The sequence below is a fragment of the Mesorhizobium sp. ESP7-2 genome, assembly GCF_020164715.1.
Classification (GTDB): Bacteria; Pseudomonadota; Alphaproteobacteria; order Rhizobiales; family Rhizobiaceae; genus Mesorhizobium.
Genome location: NZ_JAIUGQ010000028.1, coordinates 1 through 23,398, shown reverse-complemented (window position 1 = coordinate 23,398; position 23,398 = coordinate 1). Strand labels below are relative to the sequence as shown.

Genomic DNA, 23,398 nt, shown 5'->3' with positions numbered 1-23,398 from the left:
TGGCTGCCATACCAATACGAAGCATTACCCCTACCAGCCGCAAGCGCTGAGAAACCGACCCACTGTGCCGGCCATGCCATACTCCAACGCGTCGGCTGTCAACCCATGTCCGATCGACACTTCGGCCAATGCCGGAATGCGCCTTGCCAGATCAGGCAGATTGGCCACCGTCAGATCGTGTCCGGCGTTGACCTGGAGGCCGGCGGCAAATGCCGCGTCTGCCGTTTTCCCCAATCTTTCCAATTCCTTGGTCGCCTTGCCGGAATCGGAATGGTAGCTGCCATAAGGGCCGGTATAGAGTTCGATACGATCGGCGCCCGTATCGCGCGCAGCCCCTATGCCGGCGGGATCCGCGTCGGAAAACAGCGAGACCCTGAAACCGCCCTTCTTCAGACGCCTGACGATCGGCGTCAGGAACGCCGCATCGGCAACGAAGTTCCAGCCATGGTCGGAGGTTGCCTGCGCGGGATCGTCAGGCACCAGCGTCACCTGTTCGGGCTGGTGCTTTTCCACGAGCGCCAGGAAATCCTCGCTTGGGTAGCCCTCGATATTGAATTCCGCCTGCGGGAACTCATCGTCGATCAGCGCCCTGATCTCGGGCAGGTCGGAATGCCGGGTGTGACGTTCGTCGGGGCGCGGATGCACCGTCAGCCCATGCGCTCCGGCGGCAAGGGCAAGGCGGCCGACACCGATCACGCTTGGCCACGGCAGGTCGCGCCGGTTGCGCAGCATGGCAATGGCGTTGAGGTTGACAGAAAGCTTGGCGGGCATGGTTTGGCGTCCGTGAAACAGGCGATCGAGGCACGCCACGCTCATTCGTTCCGGCGCGGCGCATTTGAGACGGCGCATCTATAGCGTCTTTGACGGGAACAGATAGGGCCTTTCCGGTGTTCCAGAAGACCAACATATTCCGCGAAAGGGAGGCACCGCCTTGAATTTCCTCCAATCCGTGCCAGCGATTCGCCGCATCGACACCAGCCGCGACGACCTCTTTGCCATCGATGTGGTCGGCCATGTCTCGGCTGCGGATGCCGAGAACCTGTTCGGCCTGCTGGAGGCGGCCTATTTGCTCCATCAGAGAATCGATGTGGCTGTACGCATAGTCGATCACGAGGGCGTCGACTGGGCGGATATCTCCGATGAGACCATCAAGAAGGGTGCCGTCCAGGCATTGGAACATATTGGCCGTTGCGCGGCGATCGGCGCCCCTGACTGGACGCCGAACGCGCGACGCGCCTTGCCCGATTCGTCGCCCGTCGAATTCAGGTATTTCAAGCTCGAGGACGAAGCTGCTGCCTGGGAATGGCTCGGCGCGAAGCCGACGAGTGAGGAGGCCACACCCGCTCCAGAAAAACAATGAAACGCGGTTTCCGTCTCCCCGCTTCTATCTGACGATGGTCAGTCGTTCTGCGGCCCGGGTGATGGCCGTGTAAAGCCAGCGCTGGCGCGTTTCCTTGAAGGCCCAGCTTTCGTCGAACAGCACGATCTCGTTCCACTGCGAGCCCTGTGCCTTGTGCACCGTCAGCGCATAGCCATAGTCGAAATCGTCGAAGCGCTTCTTCTGCTGCCAGGGGATTTCGGCGTCCGGATCCTCGAACGCCGCCTTGAGCAGCTTGATCTTGGCGACGCCGCGATCCGGATCGTCCTCTTCGGGCGAAACCAGAAGGTTGATGCCGGGCTTCACCGTCTCGCGCGACGACGTCATCACCTTCCACAGCGAGCCGTTGAGCAGGCCTTTGGCCGGATCGTTGCGCAGGCACACCAGCTTGTCGCCCGCTTGTGGGTAATCGGCATTGAAGCCTTTCAGTTCGCGCAGGCGCTGGTTGTAGCGCCGCCGCGTGCGGTTGGTGCCGACCAGCACCTGGTCGGCCCTCAGCACCAGTTCCTGGTTGACGTCTTCCTTGCCGATCACCTGCGCGGTGCCATAGTCGCCGCGCATGAATTCGCGGCCCTCGCGCACGTCGAGCGCCAGCCGCAGGATCGGATTGTCGCGCGCCTGCCGGTGGATTTCGGTCAGCAAGAAGTCGGGCTCGTGATCGGTGAAGAAGCCGCCGCCCGAGATCGGCGGCAACTGGCCGGGATCGCCCAGCACCAGGATCGGCGTTCCGAAACTCATCAGGTCGCGGCCAAGCTGCTCGTCGACCATCGAGCATTCGTCGATGACGACCAGTTTCGCGCGCGAGATCGGGCTCTGCCGGTTGAGCGAAAAGGTCGGCGACATCGAGGTCTTGCCGGTCACCTCGTCGGCCACCGATTCCTCGCCCTTGGGCCGGTAAATGAGCGAATGGATGGTGCGGGCGTTGACCGCGCCCTTGGAGCGCAGCACTTGCGCCGCCTTGCCGGTGAAGGCGGCGAACTGCACCTGGCCGTCGACATGCTCGGCAAAATAGCGCGCCAGCGTCGTCTTTCCGGTCCCGGCATAGCCGAAAAGCCGGAACAACTGCGGCTTGCCGGTCTTCAGCCAGCGGGCGACCGCCTGCAGCGCCTCATCTTGTTGGGGTGAAAATTCCATCTGATCGTGTGACCGGATTCGCAAGGCAAAGACAAGATAGCCGCCACCAGCATCGACACAGCCGGTGGCGACTGCGGTTCAGGCTATCAGCCGCAAGCAAGAACGTAAAGGGAACGAAAAAAGCAGCCGCGCAACTTCAGCTGGCAGCGCGCGGATCGTTCTCCAGCAGGATCGGCTTGCCATGCGGCGTGGCATGCGCGGCGCGCTCCCAGGCCTGTGCCATCGCATCGACGTCGGGCTTGGCGGCCAGCCCCTTGGAGGCAAGCAGCCCTTCCAGCGCCGCCAGCCAATGCTCGTAATAATCATGGCCGTCCGCCGCGGCACCTGGCTTCTTCACCTCGGCTGACAGGGCATCCGCCCACTCGCCCCACGAAAACAGGCCCTTGTCGTGCAGCGCCACCGTCATGGCGAACGCTTCGGCCTGCCATGGCTCGGCGAAAACCGGTGCGTCGAGGCCGGTGGGCAAACTGGCGGCAGGCCCCTTCTTGGCCTCAGACCGGCTCAAGATAACTCTCCCAGGCGTCGATCGAGACGCTCAGTGTCGGGTCGGCGCCCTCGCCCCAGATTTCCGTGCCATCGAAAACCACGGTATAGACCCACTGCGGATTCTCGCCCTGCCCATGCGCGTTGCTGTCGGGAAAGACGAAGCCGTCGCGCACCGCCTCGATCGTGCCCTGCTTGTCCCGCGCATAACGCGGCAGCCTGGTATGACCGGTCGGGTTGATGTTTTTGGTTCGCACCGAATCACCGGCCTTGAAGCGCGGCGCTGTCTCGACCGGCCGGTCACAAGGACCGCCCTTGGCCAGAACGGCCGGCACATTCTCGGCCTTCAGCACCCGTTTCGGGGTCGCCGCCGGATCGATCGCCTCGCCTGCCCTGAGGTCGCGCTCGCTGACGAAGCCGTGCCGCTTGAGTAGGGTCTCCAGCGCCTTGATCCAGATTTGATAGTAGCTCGAGCCATAATAGTCGGCCGGATGCAGCGATTCCCGCGCGTGCCGGCTCTCGTCGATGTTCCAAGCCCCCATGCCGCCGGCGCAGAGCGTCACGCCGAGCGCCCGCCTCTCCCATTCCGCATGGAAATAGGGTTCATCCTTTTCGGGCGAGATCGGGCCGAATCCCATCTGTCCGCCGAGATCCTGCGGCCCGTTCATGCCGGTTGCCTCGCCAGAGCGGTGCCGATCATCGCATCGCGGCTGACCAGTTCGGCCAGCCGCTCCTCGCTCCAGCCTTCGGTGCGCTCGGGCCGCATCGGCACGACGAGATAGCGCAGTTCCGCCGTCGAATCGCAGACGCGTATCTTCGTCCCGGCCGGCAGCACCAGCCCGAATTCCTCGAGCACGCCGCGCGGATCGATCACCGCCCGCGACCGGTAGGGCGGCGCCTTGTACCACACCGGCGGCAAGCCAAGCACCGACCAGGGATAGCAGGAGCACAGCGTGCAGACGACGAGGTTGTGGGTATCCCCGGTGTTGAAAACCGCCTGCATGTGCTCGCCTTGGCGCCCGCTATAGCCCAGCGATTCGATCGCCGCCGTCGCATCGCGCTTCAGCCACTCGGCAAAGGCGGGATCGCTCCACGCCTTGGCCACCACCCTGGCGCCGTTGCGCGGGCCGATTTTCGTCTCGTAGGTATCGACGATGACGTCGATCGCGGCCGGATCGATCAGCCCCTTGCGGGTCAGGATGGTTTCGAGCGCCCGCACCCGGGCGGCAAACGGATCGAGTTCGTTGTCATGGTCATGATCGTGGGACATGACGGCAAATTACGGTTCCGACCCGCCGGCCGCAAGCTCCATGGCTTGGGCCAACGGGGACCGGCGTCTTGCCTGCCCTGCTACTCAGCGGCCGTCTTCTGCGGCTCAGCCGGGATGTCGTCATTGGTGCCGAACAGCGAAGGCTGATCGCCTTCTTCGACCAGATGCATCTCGCCCTTGCGCTTTGGCAAGAGACCGACGAGCCAGCCGGAGAAGTTCTCCATATAGACGTAGATCACCGGCGTCACGAACAGCGTCAGCGCCTGCGAGGCGAGCAGGCCGCCGACGACGGCTACGCCCAGCGGCTGGCGAAGTTCCGCGCTGGCGCCGGTACCGAGCGCGATCGGAAACGTGCCCATCAGTGCCGCCAGCGTCGTCATCATGATCGGCCTGAACCGCATCAGGCAGGCCTTGTGGATGGAGTCCGTGGCCGACATGCCTTCTCGTCGCAGTTCGAGCGCGACGTCGACCATCATGATGCCGTTCTTCTTGACGATGCCGATCAGCATCAGGATGCCGATCACCGCGATGACCGACAGGTCCATGCCGGCGAAGCGCAGCGCAACGAGCGCTCCCAACACCGCCGATGGCAGGCCCGTGAGAATGGTGAGCGGGTGGATGAAGCTCTCATAGAGGATGCCGAGCACGATATAGATGGTCAGGATCGCGCCGCCGATCAGCAGGCCCTGGTTGGCAAGTGAATCCTGGAAGGTCTTGGCCGTGCCGGCAAAAGTGGTCGAGATCGCCTTCGGCATGCCGATCTGCTCTTTGATCGCGTTGATGCGCGTCACGCTGTCGCCGAGCGCCACGCCTTGCGGCAGATTGTAGGAGATCGTCACCGCCGGGAGCTGACCGAGTTGGTTGACGGTCAAAGCTCCAGCCGTGCGATCGACCCGGGCGAAGGCGCCAAGCGGCACCAACCTGCCGCTCGCCGTCCTGACCTGAATGGCCAGCATCCGCTCCGGCGACCATTCGATTTTCGGATCGAGCTCCATGACGACCTCGTAGCTGTCGGCCGAACCGAAGATCGTCGAGACCTGTGCGGTGCCGAAACCGCCATAGAGACTTGAACGCAGCGTATCGGTGTCGATGCCGAGTTGGGCGGCCTTGTCACGGTCGACCACCAGCGTTGCCTGCAGCGCATTGTTCTGCAGATCGCTGGTGACGTCGGTGAAGGTCGCGTGGTCCGCCGCCATGGCGTCGTCCATCTTCTGCGCCCAGATATCGGCCTGCGCCGTATCGAGGCCTTGCACGACAAGCTGATAAGCGCTGGCGGAGGAACGCGAACCGAGCCTGAGGTTCTGCACCGGCTGCATGTAAGTTTCGATACCGGCCACACTGGAAAGCTGCCGCCTCAGATCGGCCTGCACCTTCTCGATGTCGGGGCGCTGGCTCTTATCCTTGAGCTGCACATAGAGACGGCCCTGATTGAGGGCGCTGCCCCCACCGCCGACTGACCAGGCCACATGTGTTACGTATGGGGAATGCGAGAAGACATCGGCAACCTGGCTCTGCAGTTTGACCATGGCGTCGAAGGAAATGTCCTGCCGGGCAATCGTCGTCACCGACACTTGGCCGATATCCTCTTGTGGGAAAAAGCCTTTTGGAGAAATCTGGATCAGCCATACCGACAGTGCAGCCGTTCCGATGAAGACCAGAAACACTAGGAAGGTGTGCCGCAGGCAGAAGGTCAAAATCCAGTCATAGCTGCGTGTGAAAAGATCATGCCTGTGGCCACCGCCATGTGCCTCACGGTCGGCCTTGCTGACAGACAGCAGCCGCGAACAAAGCATGGGCGTCAGCGTCAGCGACACGAACATCGACGCCAGGATCGCGACGGTCACCACGACGGCGAATTCGTTGAAGATGCGCCCGATCACACCGCCCATCAGAAGCACGGGAATGAACACAGCCACCAGCGAGATCGAGATCGAGATGATGGTGAAACCGATCTCGCGCGCGCCTTTCAGCGCCGCGTCGAACGCTGACAGCCCATCCTCTTCCATGTGACGGAAGATGTTCTCGAGCATCACGATGGCGTCGTCGACGACGAGCCCCACCGCCAGTGTCAGGCCCATCAATGAGATATTGTCGATGGAAAAGCCGAACAGGAACATCGCGCCGAGCGTTGCGATCAGCGAAATCGGCACCGCCACCGCAGGAATGATCGTCGCGGTGACACGGCGCAGGAACACGAAGATCACCATCACCACCAGCGCGATGGTCAGAAGCAGCGTGAACTGCACGTCGTTGACGGCCTGGCGGATCGATGTCGAGCGGTCGTTGAGAAGCTTGATCGAGGCAGCTGCCGGCATCTGATCCTGGAACGAGGGCAGCATCGCCTTGACCTTGTCGACCACGTCGACCGTGTTGGCGTCGGGCTGGCGCTGGACTGCGAGGATGATGGCGCGGGTGCCATCATACCAGCTCGCCGTCGTGGTGGTCTGAACCGAATCGATGACACGTGTCACCTCCCCCAACCGCACGGGATGGCCGTTCTTGGTGGCGATGATGAGGTTGGAGAAGCCGGCAGCGTTGGTGAGCTGGGTGTTGGCGGTGATGGTGAGCTGCTGCTTGTTGTTCTGCAGCACGCCGAGCGGCGTGTTGCTGTTGGCGGATGCGATCGCCGTCTGCAACTGGTCGATCGAGATGCCGCGCGCCGCCAGCGCGGTCGGATCAATCTGGACACGCACCGCATATTTCTGCTGGCCATAGATCGAAACCTGCGCCACACCATCGATCGTCGAAAGCGAAGGCGAGATGACATTTTCCGCGAAAGCATCGAGATCCGTCAGCGGGACCGTATCGCTGACCAGCGACATCAAAAGGATCGGCGCGTCGGCCGGATTGACCTTGCGGTAGCTGGGCGGGGCCGTCATCTCCGGCGGCAGTTGCCGCTGCGTGCGCGCGATTGCCGCCTGGACGTCGGCCGCGGCCGCGTCGATGTCGCGGTTGAGCACGAACTGGATGGCGATCGAAGTCTGACCGAGCGAGTTGGTGGTCGAAATGGAATCGATGCCGGCGATGGTCGCGAACTGCTTGATCAGCGGCGTCGCCACGGATGTGGCCATGGTTTCCGGCGATGCGCCAGGCAGCTGTGCCGACACGTTGACCACCGGGAACTCCGCGCTCGGCAGTGCCGCCACCGGCAGGAACTTGTAAGCGAAAATACCGCCCAGAATGAGGGCGAACGACATCAGCAGCGTTGCGACGGGCCTGCGAATGCAGAATTCGGAAATCATTGGGCCGCCTCGCCGGCGTTGGTCGCCTCGGCCACCTTGGGCGCGGCATTCGCCGTGGCCTTGCCTTCATGCACCGCCGCACCGTCCTTCAGCCTTGTCTGGCCTTCGGTGACGACCTTCTCACCGCTTTTCAGCCCTTGGCTGATGGCGCTGTTTTGGCCTTCGGTCAGCGCCACCTGCACCGGCCGCATCTCGACGGTGTTGTCGGGCTTGACCACATAGACGAACGACCCCTTCTGGCTGGGCTGGACCGCGACGGTCGGAACCGAGGTCATCCGCGGCATGACGCCGGCGTCGAGCACGACGTTCACATACTGGCCGGGCCATAGCGAAAGATCGGCATTGGGAATGCTTGCCCGAGTGGCGATTGTGCCCGACGCGGTGTCGACGCTGGAATCGACGAAATCGAGCGTGCCCTTGCCGATCGGCGTCGGGTCGCCGCTTTGGGTCAACGTCACGGCGTTCTGCTGTGGATTGGCAAGCGTCTTGTGCAGCAGCGCAAGGTCGCTTTCCGGCAGATTGAAGTTGACCTGCAGCGGGTCCATCTGGGTGATGGTCACCAGCGGCGTCGCCGTGCTGCTGTTGCCATTGCTGACAGTCACGAGGTCGCCGACGGCGACATTCACGGCACCCAGCCTGCCGGCGATCGGCGCGGTGATGGTGGCAAAGCCAAGCTGGACATTGTCCGCGTCGATCGTCGCCTTGTCGGCATCGACGGTCGCCGCCGCCGCCTTCTGCGCGGCAACGGCCTGATCGTAAGTCTGCTGCGTACCGGCCTGTTTGGCGACAAGGTCCTTGGCGCGCTGAAGATCGGAACTCGAACTGGCGAGCAGCGCCTGGTCCTTGGCAAGTGTTGCCTGGTCCTTGGCGAGTTGAGCCTTCAGCGCCCGGTCGTCGAGCGAGAACAGGAGGTCGCCTGCCTTCACCATCTGCCCGTCCTTGACGTCGATCGACACGATCTGGCTGGAGACGCGCGCGTTGATGTTGACCACGGCCGGAGAGGAGACGAAGCCGATGGCATAGCGGCGGATCGGAAAGTCGGCCGTCGTTGCCGTCGCCGAAACGATCGAGGCCGAACGGGCGCCACCGCCGCCACCGGACTGTTTGCCGCCTGCCGGCTTGTCGGCCGCCGGCTTGTCTGTCGCGGCGACCTGCTTTGCGCCGATGATCTGCCGTGCCTTGTTCAGCGCGTCTGGCGACAGATAGAGCCAGGCCGCGCCGACACATGCGACCGCAAGCAATAATAGAATGACTTTTCCACGCATCGACAAAAAGACCTCTCCGTCCGACACGCCATATCCAGGTGGTCGTATTCTAGCGCAATTCACGGCTCATTGCCGCGATTTCGCCGAATAGATAGGACGCGGGTTTGTCGGAAAAGGGCCAAAACACGGCATTACGAAGATTTAATGTGCACTGCACAATAGTTGTGCAGCCGGGCCGATGGGACACATTCAGCGTCGTGAGACGAGATCACGCACTTTCGTCCGGCCTCAACCAGGCCGGCTTTGGGGGCTTTCATGCCGTGAGTTACTTGGCAAGCCATCTCGTCGAAGCCATCGGGCGCCACGTTGGTTACGTCGCTTTTATGGCGAGCTAGCCTGCGAGGCGTGCCTCGGCATGATTGTCCTTTGGTACGGCCTCCGCCGTCAATCTGAGCCCGAGTGCCCTCATGACGCCGAGCAGGGTTGAAAGTTTGGGATCGCCCTTGTCGCTTAGAGCCTTGTACAGCGCCTCACGTGTCACGCCAGCGTCTTTGGCAATGGATGTCATGCCCCGAGATCTGGCCACGTTGCCGAGCGCATGGGTGATAAGGGCGGGATCGCCGTCTTCGAAGGCCGCTTCGATATAAGCGAAGATTGCCTCCTCGCTGTCGAGGAATTCTGAAGCGTCCCATTTGGTGGTTTCGATGGTCATTTGACCTCCTTCGCCATGCCGATGGCTTTCTTGATGTCAGCCTTTTGTGATGACTTGTCGCCGCCGCAGAGCAGGATAATGATCGTGTTGCTCGCCTTGACGAAATAGATGCGATAGCCCGGACCATGGTCGACCCGCAATTCGCCGATGCCATCGAAAAACTTGGCATCGCCAAGGTTGCCGAGCTCGACACGATCGATCCGAATCTGAATGCGAGCCTTGGCGCGGACATCCTTGAGGGACTTGAACCAGCCGGCGAATTCAGCTGTTTTCCGGACTTCGATCATGGATCGCTTTGTAGTCCATAGTTCACAAATAGTCAAAATAGATGTGAACCAGAGTTTACAGAATGCCCCCGCTTTGTGCGTGCCGCGCCTGAAGGCCTTAACTTACCGCAGCATTGGCCAAAGCGTCGCCGCCAGCAGCACGCCCATGGCTATGTTGAACCATTTCAGCCGCATCGGGTCGGACAGGAAACCGCGTAACGCCGTACCGAATCCCGCCCAGACCGAGACGCTGGGAAGATTGACCACGGTGAAAGCCATGCCAATCAGGACGACGGACAGGAACGGCCGCTCCGGATTGGTGTAGACGGCCATCGCGGTGATCGCCATCACCCAGGCCTTGGGATTGACCCATTGGAAAGCCGCCGCATCGATGAAGCGCATCGGCCGCGCATCCGTCTCACCCTTGCCGCCAAGCGAGCGTGACATCGCGATCTTCCAGGCCAGGTAGAGCAGATAGACGGCGCCGGCTATCTTCAGCCCGGTGTGCAGCGTCGGGAACGCGGTCAGCACCGCGCCAAGCCCGAAGCCGACGGCGAGCAACAGGACGAGAAAACCGATGCTGATGCCGAGCATGTGCGGCACGCTTCTGACCAGTCCGAAATTGACGCCGGAGGCCAGCAGCATGAGGTTGTTCGGCCCCGGCGTGATCGACGTCACGAAGGCATAGACGAGCAGTGCGAGGAATGCATCGAGTGACATCGGGCTCACTAGCGCAATTCCAGGAAAAGTGCGTAGCGGTTTTCCATCCGAAATTGCGTAAAAACAGGAAGGTCAGCAATATTGACTTAGATACCCGAAGCACCTGCCGCAACAGCAATCCGTTGGTCCACTCGCGGCCGCTGGCTGCCCATGATCATGAAGCCGGCAACCGCCTGTCAACGACAGCCATGCCCTGCTCCCTGCCGCGTAGCCGGCGCAACCCCTTCCGCCTTGGCGTATTCTCCGGCAGCTTTACGCCGTGAGCGAGACCGAGGCCGGCAAGAACCCGGATGAAGATCCAGCCAAGGTCGATCTGCCCCCGCTCCAGGCCGAGCCGCGCCGATTCGGGAAAGGCGTGATGATTGCCGTGAAAACTCTCGCCGAACGTGACCAATCCGAACCGTGGCAGATTGTAGCCCTGCACCGCCACGCCATCCACGCACCATCCCTGGTCCCCGCCCCGATGCGCGAAATGGCCGACCAGCCAATGTCCGGTGAGGGATACCGAAACACGCACCGCGATGCCCCAGACGACCCAGCTCCAGCCGCCGACAGCCAAGAACAGAACGGCCCATGGCAGCTGCTGCAGCATCCATGTGCGTTCCAGGAATTTGTAGAACCGGTCATTCCTGATCGACGGCTCGATGACGAAATCGGGCGGATCGCGCAAGACGACCGCGCAATGCATCTGCCAGAAGGCGTCGATGAAAAACGGCCGGCGGTGCGCATGCAGGTCGTGGCAGGCCGCCTGGCGCTGTGCCCAGTCACGGATGTCATGCGCATGGATCATCCCGAAAGGGCCGGCCATGCCGACCAGAACGCCGAGATAGACCAGCGCGTGTTCGATCCAGATGTGGACCTTGAAGGAGCGATGGATGAGCAGCCGGTGCATGCCGACCGAATGCCCGGCGCAGATCGTCACCGCGCTCGTGACGACGAACAGGAGAAAGGCGCTCCAGCTGAAGGTAAGCGGTCCGAACACGATGGCGACAACCGTCATCGCGCCGACCCAGATCGACTTGGCCGGCATCCAGACAACCCTGCCATCGCGCGCGTCGCTGTCTTGTCGAGAAATCATTCTGCCCGTGGATATGGTCTTCATCGGGAACCCCTCCTCGCATGAACATTTGCCGAACCACAGCCTTGCCTTTTGGCGTCCCGGCCAGTATTTAGGCAATAAGCTAATCATCTATTATGCCGGATTAGGTATTTAGGCAATAGTCTAAATGACGTTCGGGAAAATACCGGCAGGCGTCTCGACGATGTCTGCGATTACGAGGTGCGCACAGTGGTCGAGAAAGCAGAACAGGAGGCTGAGGCCGGCATCGGCGCCAGCGGGGCGATCCAGCGCGTGTTCGAGGCGCTGTCCTCGGCGCCCCGGCGCAGGATTCTCGCCTACCTCGCGCATTCGTCGCTGACCGCCGGCGAGATCGCGGCGCGCTTCGACATGTCGAAGCCATCGATCTCGCAGCACCTGAACATTCTGGAGACGGCCGGCCTCATCGCCAGGGAGCGTCAGGGACAGTTCATCCACTACTCGCTGGTCGAGAACAATCTGGTGAACACCCTGAACGGCTTCGTTCAGGATGTCTGCCCGGTGTCGCGGCCGCTGAAAAGGGAAAGCAAGGCCCTGGCCAGCGGCAAGGTCGAGGCCCCATCGGCAAAACCCGAGGACTGATCCGTGTCGGCCTACATCCCCTGCGAGCCGCGGTTCATCGCCGCCACGCCGGTGCGGCAGATCTCGACCAGGCCGAGCGGCTTCATGATGGCGATGAATTGGTCGATCTTGGAGCCCTTGCCGGTGATCTCGAAGATGAAATGCTCGGTGTTGGCGTCGATGACACTGGCGCGGAAGGCGTCCGCCAGGCGCAGCGCTTCGACCCGGGCCTCGCCGGTGCCGGCAACCTTGACCAGCGCCAGTTCCCGCTCCAGCGGCCGCTCCTGCCCGAACTCGTGCGAACGCACGGTGAGATCGACGACGCGGTGGACCGGCACGATGCGCTCGAGCTGATGCTTGATCTGTTCCAGCACATGCGGCGTGCCGCGCGTCACGATGGTGATACGTGACAGGTGTTTTTCATGCTCGGTCTCCGAGACAGTCAGGCTCTCGATATTGTAGCCGCGCCCGGAAAACAGGCCGATGACCCGGGCAAGCACGCCCGGTTCGTTATCGACCAGCACGGAAAGCGTGTGGTTTTCCGGCCTCTCCGTCTCCTTGGCGATGAAGTAGGCGGACCCGGTGGGTTGAAGGTGCTGTGCGTTCATGACATGAATCTCAAATTCTGGACCTAATTATCTGTTTTCGCACGGCTTCTTTTGACAAGCCCTGCCTTGGCTCGTCGTCTACACCAGTTCCCGGCCCTTGGCGTCGATGGCATTGGCAACGACCTCGTCGGTCGCCTCGTCGGGCAACAGCATCTCGTTGTGCGCCTTGCCCGAAGGGATCATCGGGAAGCAGTTGGCGAGCGTCGCCACGCGGCAGTCGAACAGCACCGGCTTCCTGACCGAGATCATCTCCTTGATCGCGTCGTCCAGTTCGTCGGGCTTGTCGCAGCGAATGCCGTGACCGCCATAGGCCTCGGCCAGCTTGACGAAGTCCGGCATCGCCTCGGTGTAGGAATGCGACAGACGATTGCCGTGCAGCAGCTGCTGCCACTGCCGCACCATGCCCATATACTGGTTGTTGAGGATGAAGATCTTGATCGGTGCATCGTGCTGCACCGCCGCGCTCATCTCCTGCATGGTCATCTGCACCGAGGCGTCGCCGGCGATGTCGACGACCAGTGCATCGGGATGCGCGATCTGCACGCCGAGCGCGGCCGGCAGGCCGTAGCCCATCGTGCCCAGGCCTCCCGATGTCATCCAGCGGTTCGGCTTCTCGAAATGATAGTGCTGCGCCGCCCACATCTGGTGCTGACCGACCTCGGTGGTGATGTAGGTGTCCATGGTCTTGGTCAGTTCATAGAGCCGCTGGATGGCGTATTGCGGCATGATCACGTCATTGTTCATCTTGAAGGCGAGTGAATCGCGCGCGCGCCATTTGGCGATCTGCTCCCACCAGGGATAGAGCGCCTTCTTGTCGGTCTTGGCGGTTGCCCGCCACAGCCGCACCATGTCTTCCAGCACCCGGCCGACATCGCCGATGATAGGCACTTCGGTGTGGACGTTCTTGTTGATCGAGGACGCATCGATATCGATATGGATTTTTCGCGAATTCGGCGAAAACGCATTGAGCCTGCCGGTGATACGGTCGTCGAAACGCGCGCCGATGCAGATCATCACGTCGCAATCATGCATGGCCATGTTGGCTTCGTAGGTGCCGTGCATGCCGAGCATGCCCAACCAGTTCTTGCCCGATGCCGGATAGGCGCCGAGACCCATCAGCGTCGAGGTGATCGGGAAACCGGTGAGGTCCACCAGTTCGCGCAGGAGATGGCTCGCTTCCGGGCCGGAATTGATGACACCGCCGCCCGAATAGATGACCGGCTTCCTGGCGGTGGCCATCAGCTCGACCGCGGCCTTGATCTTCTCCAGGTCGCCCTGGACCTTCGGCTGGTAGCTGGTGCGCGGCGCGATCTGCGGCGGGACATAGAAGCCCTTGGCGAACTGCACGTCTTTCGGGATGTCGACCACGACCGGACCGGGACGGCCGGTCGTCGCGACATGGAAGGCCTCGTGGATGGTCGCGGCGAGCTCGTTGACGTCCTTCACCAGCCAGTTGTGCTTGGTGCAGGGGCGCGTGATGCCGACCGTATCGCATTCCTGGAACGCGTCGGAGCCGATCAGCGAAGTCGGCACCTGGCCAGTCAGGCAGACCAGCGGGATCGAATCCATCAGTGCGTCCTGCAGCGGCGTCACCGCATTGGTGGCGCCCGGGCCCGATGTCACCAGCATGACGCCGGCCTTGCCGGTCGACCGCGCATAGCCCTCGGCGGCGTGGCCGGCGCCCTGCTCGTGCCGCACGAGAATGTGCTCGACCTCGTCCTGCTGGAAAATCTCGTCATAGATCGGAAGAACGGCGCCGCCCGGATAGCCGAAGACATGCTTGACGCCATTATCCTTCAGCGCCTGCACCACCATTTCGGCGCCAGTCATTTCCCTACTTGGCACTTCGCGCCGCTCACTCTGTCCATTGTTCATCGGTCTGGTCCCGTACTGCCGCCATTTGGGCGTTGCTGGTCGTTTAGTCGTGTTTCAGGCAATAAAAAAGGCCCCCGAGGGAGCCTGTGTGTGCGCATGGGAGGTCTTCGCCCGGCGGTTACACCGCCTTGCCCACGCGCCTTCCTACGAGAATGAGTGCCGTTTTCATGGTGGCGGACCATAAAGGCGAACGCGCGGGGTCGTCAATGGGGTACGGCACGAATTCACTCGCCTGTGAGATGGGGTTCCGCCACGCGCTACCATAGTACAGTTGAGCCCGTCCCATCGACGCACCACTATCCCGGGCTGACGACGTGCCTGGGAGGAGACGCGTTGCCGGCGAATGGGAGTCCCTTCCCCAGGTAGGGAGGTCCTGGCCGGCCCCTTGCTGTTCCAGTGGAAGCCTGAACAGGCGTTCTTGGAAACCGACAACCGGAGGAGAAACCATGCTCGAGAGAACACCCACAACGAAGGCACAAGCGCTGCTCGACAAGTTTGGCAAGGCGTTGGAGACCGGCGACATCGACGCGGCCGTCAACTGTTTCCAGGCGGATTGCTACTGGCGCGACCTCGTTACCTTCACCTGGAACCTGAGGACGATGGAGGGCCAGGATCAGGTCCGCGACATGCTGACGGCAACCCTGGCTGGGACCCGGCCGAGCGACTGGAAAGTGGCCGAAGGCGAGGAAGCAACCGAGGCGGACGGCGTCACCACCGCCTGGATCACCTTCGAGACCGAGGTGGCGCGCGGTTTCGGCCTGGTGCGATTCAAGGGCGAGCTGATCTGGACCTTGCTCACCACCATGGCCGAACTCAAAGGCCATGAGGAGAAGGCGGGCTTCACCCGCCCGCTCGGCGCCAAACACGGCCACGGCAAGGACAGGAAATCCTGGCGCGAGGAACGTGACGATGAACTCGCCGAACTCGGCCGCAGCAAGCAGCCTTATGTCGTGATCATCGGCGGCGGCCAGGGCGGCATCGCGCTCGGCGCGCGCCTGCGCCAGCTCGGCGTTTCAGCCATCATCATCGAGAAGAACGAGCGCCCCGGCGATTCCTGGCGCAAGCGCTACAAGTCGCTCTGCCTGCACGATCCGGTCTGGTACGACCATCTGCCCTATATCGACTTCCCCAAGAACTGGCCGGTCTTCGCGCCCAAGGACAAGATCGGCGACTGGCTCGAAATGTACACCAAGGTGATGGAGTTGAATTACTGGTCCTCCACCTCGGCGAAATCCGCGAAATACGACGACAAGACCAAGGAATGGACCGTCGTGGTCGAACGCGACGGCGAAGAGATCGTGCTCAAGCCCAAGCAGTTGGTGCTGGCCACCGGCATGTCCGGCAAGGCGAACTGGCCCAAATACAAGGGCCAGGACATCTTCAAGGGCGAGCAGCAGCATTCCTCGACCCATCCCGGCCCGGACAAATATCGCGGCAAGAAAGTCGTGGTCATCGGCTCCAACAACTCCGCCCACGACATCTGCGCGGCTCTCTGGGAGGGTGGCGCTGACGTGACCATGGTGCAGCGTTCCTCCACGCACATCGTCAGGTCCGACACCCTTATGGATATTGGGCTCGGCGCGCTCTACTCGGAGCAGGCGGTCGAGAACGGCATGACGACGCGCAAGGCCGACATGATCTTCGCCTCCCTGCCCTACCGCATCCTGCACGAATTCCAGATCCCGCTTTACCAGCAGATGAAGGAACGCGACGCCAAGTTCTACGCGGACCTGGAAAAGGCCGGCTTCCTGCTCGACTGGGGCGATGACGGCTCGGGCCTCTTCATGAAATATCTGCGCCGTGGTTCAGGCTACTACATCGATGTCGGCGCCTGCGACCTCGTCATCGACGGTTCGATCAAGCTCAAGAGCGGACCAGGCGCCGCGGTTCAGGAGCTGACGCAAACCGGTGTCAAATTCGCCGATGGAACCGAATTGCCGGCCGATCTCGTCATCTATGCCACCGGCTACGGCTCGATGAACGGCTGGGCCGCGGACCTCATTTCGCTGGAGGTGGCGGACAAGGTCGGCAAGGTCTGGGGCCTTGGCTCCAACACCGCCAAGGATCCCGGCCCCTGGGAAGGCGAGCAACGCAACATGTGGAAGCCGACCCAGCAAGAGGCGCTGTGGTTCCATGGCGGCAACCTCCATCAGTCGCGCCACTATTCGCAATATCTGGCGCTGCAGCTAAAAGCCCGGCACGCTGGCTTGCCCACACCGGTCTACGGATTGCAGGAGGTTCATCACAAGGCTTAGTCCTGCCTCGAGGGGTTTGAACGAAACCGCGGCGGCGGGACGGCTGAGCCCGCCGCTCGGATGATCGACAACCGGGGCGGAAGCACTTACGTCAGCCAAACGCTCGCCGCAGGTCTCCGGCCGGTATGCGACCACCGCGCTTTCACCATCGAAGCATAAACACATGGCCGTCTCCTCGCGGTGATTGGTCGCGTCAGGCGCGATTGGCGAAGTCGTGCACGACGCGCTGCAGCAACGGCACATAGTCGCGGAACGCCCGCGTCCGCATATTGGCGACCTTGCCGCCTTCGTCCCAGATGCGAACCCGCACCGCTTCCTCGTGGAACGGGTTCTTGCGGAACGCGGCCACCTCTTCGACATTCATCGGTCCGCCCTGCAGCGACAAGGTATGAACCGAAGCCGGCGACAGCCTGGAGAAATAGGTCGGGTCCGTGGCGCAGAGATAGCGTTTGGCGGCGACATGCAGCCGGACGCATTCGACGATGACCGGCGGGAAGAACGGCGCCAGCACCTCGCCGCCGGCCTCGTCATGGTGCTTGTCCTCGACATCGTCGGGGGAATAGGTGCCGAACTCACTGGTGTAGTGGCCGATGTCGTGCAGCAGCGCGGCGGCCACCAGCACCTCGGGCGCTCCGTCCTGTTCCGCCAGCCAAGCTCCTTGCAGCATGTGCTCGGACATCGTCACCGGCTCGCCGAGATAGGATTCGGCACCCCGGCGCTCAAAGATGTCGGCGATGAATTCGACGATGGTGTCCGCGTTCAGATCCTGGCCGCTCATTCGGCGGCCTCCTTGAAGCCGTGTTCGATCGCGGCGAGCGTCGACAGCAGGCCGTCCTTGTCCGCGTAGCATCCCTGCAGCCAGCGCTTGCCGGTGCCGGAAAACGCCTTGCGCGCATGCATGACGCGGGTGTTGTCGACGATGAAGGCCTGGCCGGGCTCGAGCTTGAAGGTGACTTCGAAGGACGGATCCTCGATCAGTTCGGCGAAGCGGCGGTAGGCGGCATAGTAGCGATCCATGTCGGCGAACGGCACATCGACGGTCGGCGCCAGCGAGCGGTTGTTGAAGCGGATGCAGATCAATTCGCCATCGGGTCCGAGCTCGATCATCGGCCGTTTGGACTGCAGCCGCACACCGGACGACCCTGCATATTCGAACCGCGCCGCATGGGAGCTCAACAGCCGAAAACCTTCGGGATTTTCCGCCTGCAAGGCGGCCGCCACGGCAAAGCCGTCGACGACGCTGGATTCACCGCCCTTCACCGTGTTCTCGATGCAGGACAGGATCTGCAGCGTCGGCACCGGATCGCGATAGGGATTGTCGGTATGCGCCTGCAGGCCGAGATTGGTGTAGGCGAGGTTGTTCGGATTGACCTCGGCGCGCACTTCGAACCAGCGCCCGTAATTGGTCTCCCTGATGTAGCCGAACAAGTCGGATACCTTGCACAGCGCCCCGGATTCGGCCGGCAGACCGTCCATCACCGCAAAGCCATAAGTCCTCACCGCCGAAAGCCATTCGCGCAGGACACCGCGGCCATGGAAGGCCGCCGGATAGCTGGCGCGCGGCAGCGAGTTCTGCATCGTCGCCTTGGTCCAGCGCTGGATGACATCGCCTGTCCAACCGGGCTGGCGTGTCTCGTCGCGATCATAGGCGTTTGCATCAAGCCATTGGGCGGGAAAGCTGACCGTTTTTCCCTCCGGTTCGAAGCTGATCTCCAGCGCTTCGGCCTTGATCGAAGCAGCGCCAATTCTCGTACCGGCCGGAATGTCGAGGATGGTGACCAGGCGCTGGCCATTGCCGGCGCTGCGCGTCTTGTCGTCGAGCGCGTTGTCACGCAGCCACATGGCGTGAAAGCGGGTGCGCCTTCCGTCCTGCCAGCCAAGTTCGATTGTTCTGCCTTCGTCGCCGATCAGCGCGTGGGTCAACATCGAGATCAGGTTCCCGTGTCTATCCGCCCATGGCCAGATCCTGGGCTTCGATTGCATGTTGAGCGCACCGCAGGCATAACTCAAATTATCATTTTTTAGCCAAAGGCCGAATTTTCATAATGGCTCGGAGATCTATCCCCACGCTGCCTCCACTCGACTGGCTGCGCAGTTTCGAGGCCGCGGCACGACTGTCGAATTTCACTGCGGCGGCTGCCGAACTCGGCCTGACCCAGGCGGCCGTCAGCCAGCATATCCGGCTGCTCGAGGAACGGCTGAAGACGCGGCTGTTCTCGCGGCTGGCGCGTGGGGTCGCGCTGTCGCCTGAGGGCGCCGCCTACCTGCCGCACATCCAGTCGGCCTTCGCCACCATTGGCAGCAGCACCACGGAATTGTTCGAACCGCGCGCCGTGCGGACCGTCCAGATCCGGGCGCCGATCTCGTTTGCCTTGCTGGCATTGGTGCCGGCGCTGCCCGATCTCGCCGAGGCGCTGCCGCGCGTCCAACTCGATCTGGTGACGATCCACCGCCCGACCGACTACGATCTGCCGGGCTCGACGCTCGACATCCGTTTCGGCAATGGGTCCTTTCCTGGACGCGAGGCCGAGAGGCTGACCGCCGAGCGGCTTGTGCCGGTGGCAAGTCCGGCCCTGGCCAAGGCCGCCGACTGGACATCGCTGCCGCTGCTTCTCGTGGCCGGCGCGCGCGAGATGTGGGCGGAATGGTTCGCGGCGGCCGGATTGGCCGGCCATACCCAGCGGTCTCATCGCTTCGACAGTTTCGTCGCCGCGATGGAGGCGGCGAGCGCCGGTGCCGGCGTGCTTCTGGGTTCCCGCCCCTTGATCGACGCGGCGCTCGACAGTGGGGCGCTGGTCCCGCTTTCCGATTTTGAGCTCCCCAGCACGTCGGGGCATTTTCTGACCAGGCCGTCGACCGCGCAGCTGACCAGCGCCGAGCAGGATTTCCGCCACTGGCTGCTGAAGCGCCTTGCCGGAAAGGCCCGGACCTGACTGGCGCTACCGCGACGCTGTGCCGATACGCTTCCAGTAGATCAGCGTGCCCGTCAACCCGCCATGCGGCTTCAGCGCATAATCCGGTACCTCGCCGGCCAGGGTGAAGCCGAGCTTCTCATAAAGCCCTGAAGCACCCTCCTCCGTCGCCGTATCCAGAACCAGCAGCGTGCGCCCCTTCTCCACCGCGAGGCGTTCGGCGGCCCGCATCAGGCGTGTCCCGACGCCCCTGCCCCGCTGCTCGACCGATGTCATCAGCTTGGCGATCTCGGCCCGATGCGGCTGGTTGGGCGGGTAGTCGAGCAGCAAGGTGACGGTGCCGACCAGAGTCCCACCGTCCCATGCCCCAAGCACCACTCTTTGCCCTCGTGCCGCCGCGGCCAGCGACGTCTCCCAGAATGCCCTTGCCGCCTCCGGTGCCAGCGGATGCATGAAGCTGACCGATCCGCCGGCGGCAACCGTTTCGACCAGCAGATCCGTCAGCAGTGCGAGTGTTTCCTGGCTGGCGGTCAATGGCCCGATTTCTATGGCATTCATATCTGGTCCTCTGGAAACGATTGATGGGATCGACAGCGCTGGGTCAGTCGAGATGGCGCACACGCCGCCGCTTGCGCGCGGCCTTGATGGCGCCGATGCGTTCGGTGTCCTCTTCCCTGAGATGCCGACCGCGCTCGAGGATTTCGAGCGTGTATTCCTCATAGGTCAGGCCGAGCCGTTCAGCCTTTTCCATGCGCATCAGCATCACCTCGCGGCTCGGCGCCTTCCATGCCTTGGCGTGCGCCGCCTGCCAGGCCAGGAAGATGTAAGGATCACCCTTGCCCCATGGCGGTCCCTTGTAGTCGTCGAGAGGCGGCCCCCCATTGTGGGAGCGCTTTGGCCGTCTTGCCATGATGTCAGCCCCTGACCAGCGCGACGAGATAGTCGGCGCCCGGCTCCAGCGCATGGAAGGTGCAATCCGACGGCGCCCCAAGTGCCAGGCAGTCGCCGGGCTCGAGCCTGTGCACCTGATCCCCCTCGGTGAATTCGAGTTTTCCCGAAATCAGCCAGATCTGTTGCTTGATGAAGGCGTAGGAAGCCGCCGGCAAGCTGACTTTCGCGCCTGCCGGCAGATGGACCTTGATCAGTTCGAGCGGCATGTCGCCGGCCGGCGACAGATGCCGCCTGACATAGCCCGTATCAGGGTCGCGCCACACCGGCTGGTCGGCCGTGCGCAGCAGCCCGCCGCCTTGCAATTCCGCGCGCGCGATGAGGGTCGAGAGCGTCATGCCGAAGGCCGCCGCAATGCGCACCAGAAGCGCGGCGGTCGGGCTGGTCATGCCGCGCTCGATCGTGCTCAGCATCGCCTTGGAAACGCCGGACCTCTCGGCGAGTTCGGCCAGCGACCAATCCCGCATGATCCTCTCGGCGTGAATGCGCCTGCCGATGGTCGAGGAAATATCGTTCGCTATATCATCCATTCGTCCATTATAGCGAAATAGGGAACCCGAGTGAAGAGCCATCTCACGATAATTTTCACCCGGACCTTAATCCTCTCTACACCATCCGACCTCATCCGACCTTAACCCCGATCCTGTAGGGTCCGGTCTCCAGGGAAATGGGGATTGGCCTGTCCATGTATGTCGAACGCGAGGCTTCCGTCGGAGAACCAACATCGCAGGAGCGCCGCAACGCAGAGCAGAACGTTCGGCGCATCCTGGGCAACGTCGTGCAATGCGACGGCGCGCGCGCCACCATCAGCGCCTATGCCGAGGATGTCGACGGCGCGGTCACCGGCCTGTGGACAGTGGGCAAGATGATCTCCATCAATCTGGGCACCACGCGCACCGTTGGCCTGGTCTATGCGATCGGCAAGTCGGATCGCGCCTGGAGCAATGAGGGCCAGAACGCCATCGAGGTCAGCATCGAGCTGATCGGCGAAGTGCGCGACGGCGCCGACCCCGGCGCCAAGCCGATCTTTGACCGCGGCATCACCAGCTATCCGCATATCGGCGCCGTCGCGCACCGCATCCGCACCCGCGACCTGCAGGCAGTCTATGACCTGGCCGGCCGCCATTCCCTTACCATCGGCTCGCTGGCGCAGGACGAGGCCATCGCCGCCAACATCGCGATCGACGATACGCTGGCGCGCCATTTCGCCATTGTCGGCACGACCGGCGTCGGCAAGTCGACCGCCGTGTCGCTGCTGCTGCGCAAGTCGATCGCGGCGCGACCCGACCTGCGCATCCTGATCCTCGATCCGCACAACGAATTCGCGGCCTCGCTACCCGAATATTGCGTCAGGGTCGATTCCAAGACACTCGACCTGCCGTTCTGGATGTTCACGCTGGAGGAATTCGCCGAGGTGCTGTTTCGCGGACGCGAAACGGTGCCGGAAGAGATCGACGCTCTTCGCGACCTCGTTCCGATGGCCAAAAACCTCTATCGCAACCCCAATTCCGGCGCCTACCTCAGGCGCGGCAGCGATGCGCTGACCGCCGATACGCCGGTGCCTTATCGCATCGCCGACCTGCTCAAGCAGATCGACGAGCGCATGGGCTTGCTCGAAAGCAAGAACGATCGCCCGACGCTCAAATCGTTGAAGACGCGCATCGAATCCGCGGCTGCCGATCCGCGCTACCGCTTCATGTTCAATTCGCGCCTCATCGAGGACACCATCCACGAGACGATCGGCAACATCTTCCGCGTGCCGCATCATGGCCGCCCGGTAACCTGCTTCGAGATGGCCGGGATGCCTTCGGAAGTGGTCAATTCCGTCTGTTCGGTGCTGGCGCGCCTGGCCTTCGACCTTGCCTTGTGGAGCGAAGGCAAGCTGCAACTCCTGTTTTTATGCGAGGAAGCGCACCGCTACATGCCGGCCGATGCGCGTCTCGGCTTCGCGCCGACCCGGCATGCGCTGTCGCGCATCGCCAAGGAAGGCCGCAAATATGGCTGCTATCTCGGCGTCGTCACCCAGCGCCCTGGCGAGCTCGACCCGACCATCCTGTCGCAATGCTCGACCTTCTTCGCCATGCGGCTCGCCAACGAGCAGGACCAGGCGATCATCCGCTCGGCAATCGCCGACTCGTCCGCCTCCACGCTCGCGTTCCTGTCTTCCATGGGCCAGCGCGAAGCGATCGCCTTCGGCGAAGGCGTGGCGACGACCATGCGGCTGAAATTCGAAAGACTGCCCGCTCACCTGCTTCCCGGCACGGCCAAGCGCGACGAAGAAGTGACGTCGAAAGCCGGCGAGGTCGATCTGGTGGCGATCGTCGAGCGGCTGCGCAACGTGCCGAAACCGCAGAGCCAGGCGATGGCCTTCGCCGAGGTGGTCGATTCCGGCCGGCAGGCCGGCGACCCCGACTACCGCAAACCGTCATCGGCGGCCCGCGTGCAGTCGGACGAAGATTTCGACACGCGCTACGGCCTCAAACCCGCCACCTTCGGCCTGCGCCCGCAGAACGATTGAGCTTAACCGCTGCTCTCGCGTCAAATTTCCGTGGTTTCTGCTTCGTTGGACAGCTTGGGTAAATCCCGTCAGGAAATTCGTCAGGCTGAGTCGATTGGTGTCGACTTCGAGAACCGGAGCGGAGCGGACTTTTGGTCCGTGTTGGGGTGGACGGCCCCCGACGGCATCGCAATGTGCCAGAATGAGGTCGTTGCAGATCTCAACAAGGGAGACCG

Annotated in this window: 23 protein-coding genes; 5 read left to right on the top strand and 18 right to left on the bottom strand. The window is 62.7% G+C overall.

Features of this window, described 5'->3' with window-relative positions; all coding sequences use genetic code 11:
• Nucleotides 1-30: 30 nt before the first annotated feature.
• Nucleotides 31-771, bottom strand: coding sequence for a pyridoxine 5'-phosphate synthase (locus tag LB543_RS23050; RefSeq protein ID WP_224615655.1), 741 nt, complete (start codon nt 769-771; stop codon nt 31-33).
• A 160-nt stretch (nt 772-931) separates the two neighbouring features.
• Between LB543_RS23050 and LB543_RS23045 the strand changes: the two genes are divergently transcribed.
• Nucleotides 932-1,360, top strand: a complete 429-nt coding sequence (locus LB543_RS23045) for an STAS/SEC14 domain-containing protein (RefSeq protein WP_224615654.1) — start codon at nt 932-934, stop codon at nt 1,358-1,360.
• Nucleotides 1,361-1,384: 24 nt separating this feature from the next.
• On the opposite strand, the gene LB543_RS23040 is transcribed toward LB543_RS23045, so the two are convergent.
• The 10 genes from LB543_RS23040 to LB543_RS22995 all read right to left on the bottom strand — a co-directional run bounded on the left by LB543_RS23040 (nt 1,385) and on the right by LB543_RS22995 (nt 11,512).
• A complete protein-coding gene (locus LB543_RS23040) occupies nt 1,385-2,512 on the bottom strand; it encodes an ATP-dependent RecD-like DNA helicase (protein ID WP_140812675.1) in 1,128 nt (375 codons plus the stop codon).
• A gap of 136 nt (nt 2,513-2,648) precedes the next feature.
• The gene (locus LB543_RS23035; protein WP_224615653.1) at nt 2,649-3,017 is read right to left on the bottom strand and encodes a nitrile hydratase accessory protein; all 369 of its coding nucleotides are present in this window, start codon (nt 3,015-3,017) and stop codon (nt 2,649-2,651) included.
• Nucleotides 3,004-3,663, bottom strand: a complete 660-nt coding sequence (nthB, locus tag LB543_RS23030; RefSeq protein ID WP_224615652.1) for a nitrile hydratase subunit beta — start codon at nt 3,661-3,663, stop codon at nt 3,004-3,006. The genes LB543_RS23035 and nthB overlap by 14 nt, the downstream gene beginning before the upstream one ends.
• The gene (nthA, locus tag LB543_RS23025) at nt 3,660-4,265 is read right to left on the bottom strand and encodes a nitrile hydratase subunit alpha (RefSeq protein ID WP_140758076.1); all 606 of its coding nucleotides are present in this window, start codon (nt 4,263-4,265) and stop codon (nt 3,660-3,662) included. Before nthA ends, nthB begins: the two co-directional genes overlap by 4 nt.
• 80 nt (nt 4,266-4,345) lie before the next feature.
• Nucleotides 4,346-7,507 (bottom strand): efflux RND transporter permease subunit, encoded by a 3,162-nt coding sequence (locus LB543_RS23020; RefSeq protein WP_140812673.1) that lies wholly within the window; start codon nt 7,505-7,507, stop codon nt 4,346-4,348.
• On the bottom strand, nt 7,504-8,772 hold the full coding sequence (locus tag LB543_RS23015; RefSeq protein WP_224615651.1) for an efflux RND transporter periplasmic adaptor subunit: 1,269 nt from the start codon (nt 8,770-8,772) through the stop codon (nt 7,504-7,506). Before LB543_RS23015 ends, LB543_RS23020 begins: the two co-directional genes overlap by 4 nt.
• A gap of 331 nt (nt 8,773-9,103) precedes the next feature.
• Nucleotides 9,104-9,424, bottom strand: a complete 321-nt coding sequence (locus LB543_RS23010; protein ID WP_140812671.1) for an addiction module antidote protein — start codon at nt 9,422-9,424, stop codon at nt 9,104-9,106.
• Nucleotides 9,421-9,711, bottom strand: a complete 291-nt coding sequence (locus LB543_RS23005; protein WP_224615650.1) for a type II toxin-antitoxin system RelE/ParE family toxin — start codon at nt 9,709-9,711, stop codon at nt 9,421-9,423. The genes LB543_RS23010 and LB543_RS23005 overlap by 4 nt, the downstream gene beginning before the upstream one ends.
• Before the next feature lie 102 nt (nt 9,712-9,813).
• Complete coding sequence (locus LB543_RS23000; protein ID WP_224592383.1) at nt 9,814-10,410, bottom strand: LysE family translocator; 597 nt, start codon at nt 10,408-10,410, stop codon at nt 9,814-9,816.
• Nucleotides 10,411-10,564: 154 nt separating this feature from the next.
• Nucleotides 10,565-11,512, bottom strand: coding sequence for an acyl-CoA desaturase (locus LB543_RS22995; protein ID WP_224592381.1), 948 nt, complete (start codon nt 11,510-11,512; stop codon nt 10,565-10,567).
• A 186-nt stretch (nt 11,513-11,698) separates the two neighbouring features.
• On the opposite strand from LB543_RS22995, the gene LB543_RS22990 reads away from it, so the two are divergent.
• The gene (locus LB543_RS22990; RefSeq protein WP_224615649.1) at nt 11,699-12,088 is read left to right on the top strand and encodes a metalloregulator ArsR/SmtB family transcription factor; all 390 of its coding nucleotides are present in this window, start codon (nt 11,699-11,701) and stop codon (nt 12,086-12,088) included.
• An 11-nt stretch (nt 12,089-12,099) separates the two neighbouring features.
• Here the strand turns inward: LB543_RS22990 and ilvN are convergent, their stop codons facing one another.
• Complete coding sequence (gene ilvN, locus LB543_RS22985) at nt 12,100-12,675, bottom strand: acetolactate synthase small subunit (protein ID WP_140758083.1); 576 nt, start codon at nt 12,673-12,675, stop codon at nt 12,100-12,102.
• A gap of 78 nt (nt 12,676-12,753) precedes the next feature.
• Nucleotides 12,754-14,550 carry an acetolactate synthase 3 large subunit gene (locus LB543_RS22980; RefSeq protein WP_263498798.1) on the bottom strand — a complete coding sequence of 599 codons (1,797 nt, stop codon included), beginning with the start codon at nt 14,548-14,550 and terminating at the stop codon, nt 12,754-12,756.
• A gap of 446 nt (nt 14,551-14,996) precedes the next feature.
• On the opposite strand from LB543_RS22980, the gene LB543_RS22975 reads away from it, so the two are divergent.
• Nucleotides 14,997-16,805 carry an NAD(P)/FAD-dependent oxidoreductase gene (locus LB543_RS22975; protein WP_224615648.1) on the top strand — a complete coding sequence of 603 codons (1,809 nt, stop codon included), beginning with the start codon at nt 14,997-14,999 and terminating at the stop codon, nt 16,803-16,805.
• Nucleotides 16,806-16,998: 193 nt separating this feature from the next.
• Here the strand turns inward: LB543_RS22975 and LB543_RS22970 are convergent, their stop codons facing one another.
• The gene (locus LB543_RS22970) at nt 16,999-17,583 is read right to left on the bottom strand and encodes an HD domain-containing protein (RefSeq protein ID WP_224615647.1); all 585 of its coding nucleotides are present in this window, start codon (nt 17,581-17,583) and stop codon (nt 16,999-17,001) included.
• Nucleotides 17,580-18,731 (bottom strand): gamma-butyrobetaine dioxygenase, encoded by a 1,152-nt coding sequence (locus LB543_RS22965; RefSeq protein WP_140812666.1) that lies wholly within the window; start codon nt 18,729-18,731, stop codon nt 17,580-17,582. The genes LB543_RS22970 and LB543_RS22965 overlap by 4 nt, the downstream gene beginning before the upstream one ends.
• A gap of 119 nt (nt 18,732-18,850) precedes the next feature.
• Between LB543_RS22965 and LB543_RS22960 the strand changes: the two genes are divergently transcribed.
• Nucleotides 18,851-19,738: a LysR substrate-binding domain-containing protein gene (locus LB543_RS22960; protein WP_224615646.1), complete on the top strand. Its 888-nt coding sequence runs from the start codon at nt 18,851-18,853 to the stop codon at nt 19,736-19,738.
• Between the two features lie 6 nt (nt 19,739-19,744).
• Here the strand turns inward: LB543_RS22960 and LB543_RS22955 are convergent, their stop codons facing one another.
• From LB543_RS22955 to LB543_RS22945, 3 genes are read right to left on the bottom strand one after another with little or no spacing between them, the layout of a single operon-like run.
• Nucleotides 19,745-20,275: a GNAT family N-acetyltransferase gene (locus LB543_RS22955; protein ID WP_224615645.1), complete on the bottom strand. Its 531-nt coding sequence runs from the start codon at nt 20,273-20,275 to the stop codon at nt 19,745-19,747.
• A 43-nt stretch (nt 20,276-20,318) separates the two neighbouring features.
• Nucleotides 20,319-20,627 (bottom strand): hypothetical protein, encoded by a 309-nt coding sequence (locus LB543_RS22950; RefSeq protein WP_224615644.1) that lies wholly within the window; start codon nt 20,625-20,627, stop codon nt 20,319-20,321.
• Nucleotides 20,628-20,631: 4 nt separating this feature from the next.
• Nucleotides 20,632-21,195 (bottom strand): helix-turn-helix domain-containing protein, encoded by a 564-nt coding sequence (locus tag LB543_RS22945; protein WP_224615643.1) that lies wholly within the window; start codon nt 21,193-21,195, stop codon nt 20,632-20,634.
• A 155-nt stretch (nt 21,196-21,350) separates the two neighbouring features.
• Between LB543_RS22945 and LB543_RS22940 the strand changes: the two genes are divergently transcribed.
• Nucleotides 21,351-23,183 carry an ATP-binding protein gene (locus tag LB543_RS22940; RefSeq protein ID WP_224615642.1) on the top strand — a complete coding sequence of 611 codons (1,833 nt, stop codon included), beginning with the start codon at nt 21,351-21,353 and terminating at the stop codon, nt 23,181-23,183.
• Nucleotides 23,184-23,398 lie beyond the last annotated feature (215 nt).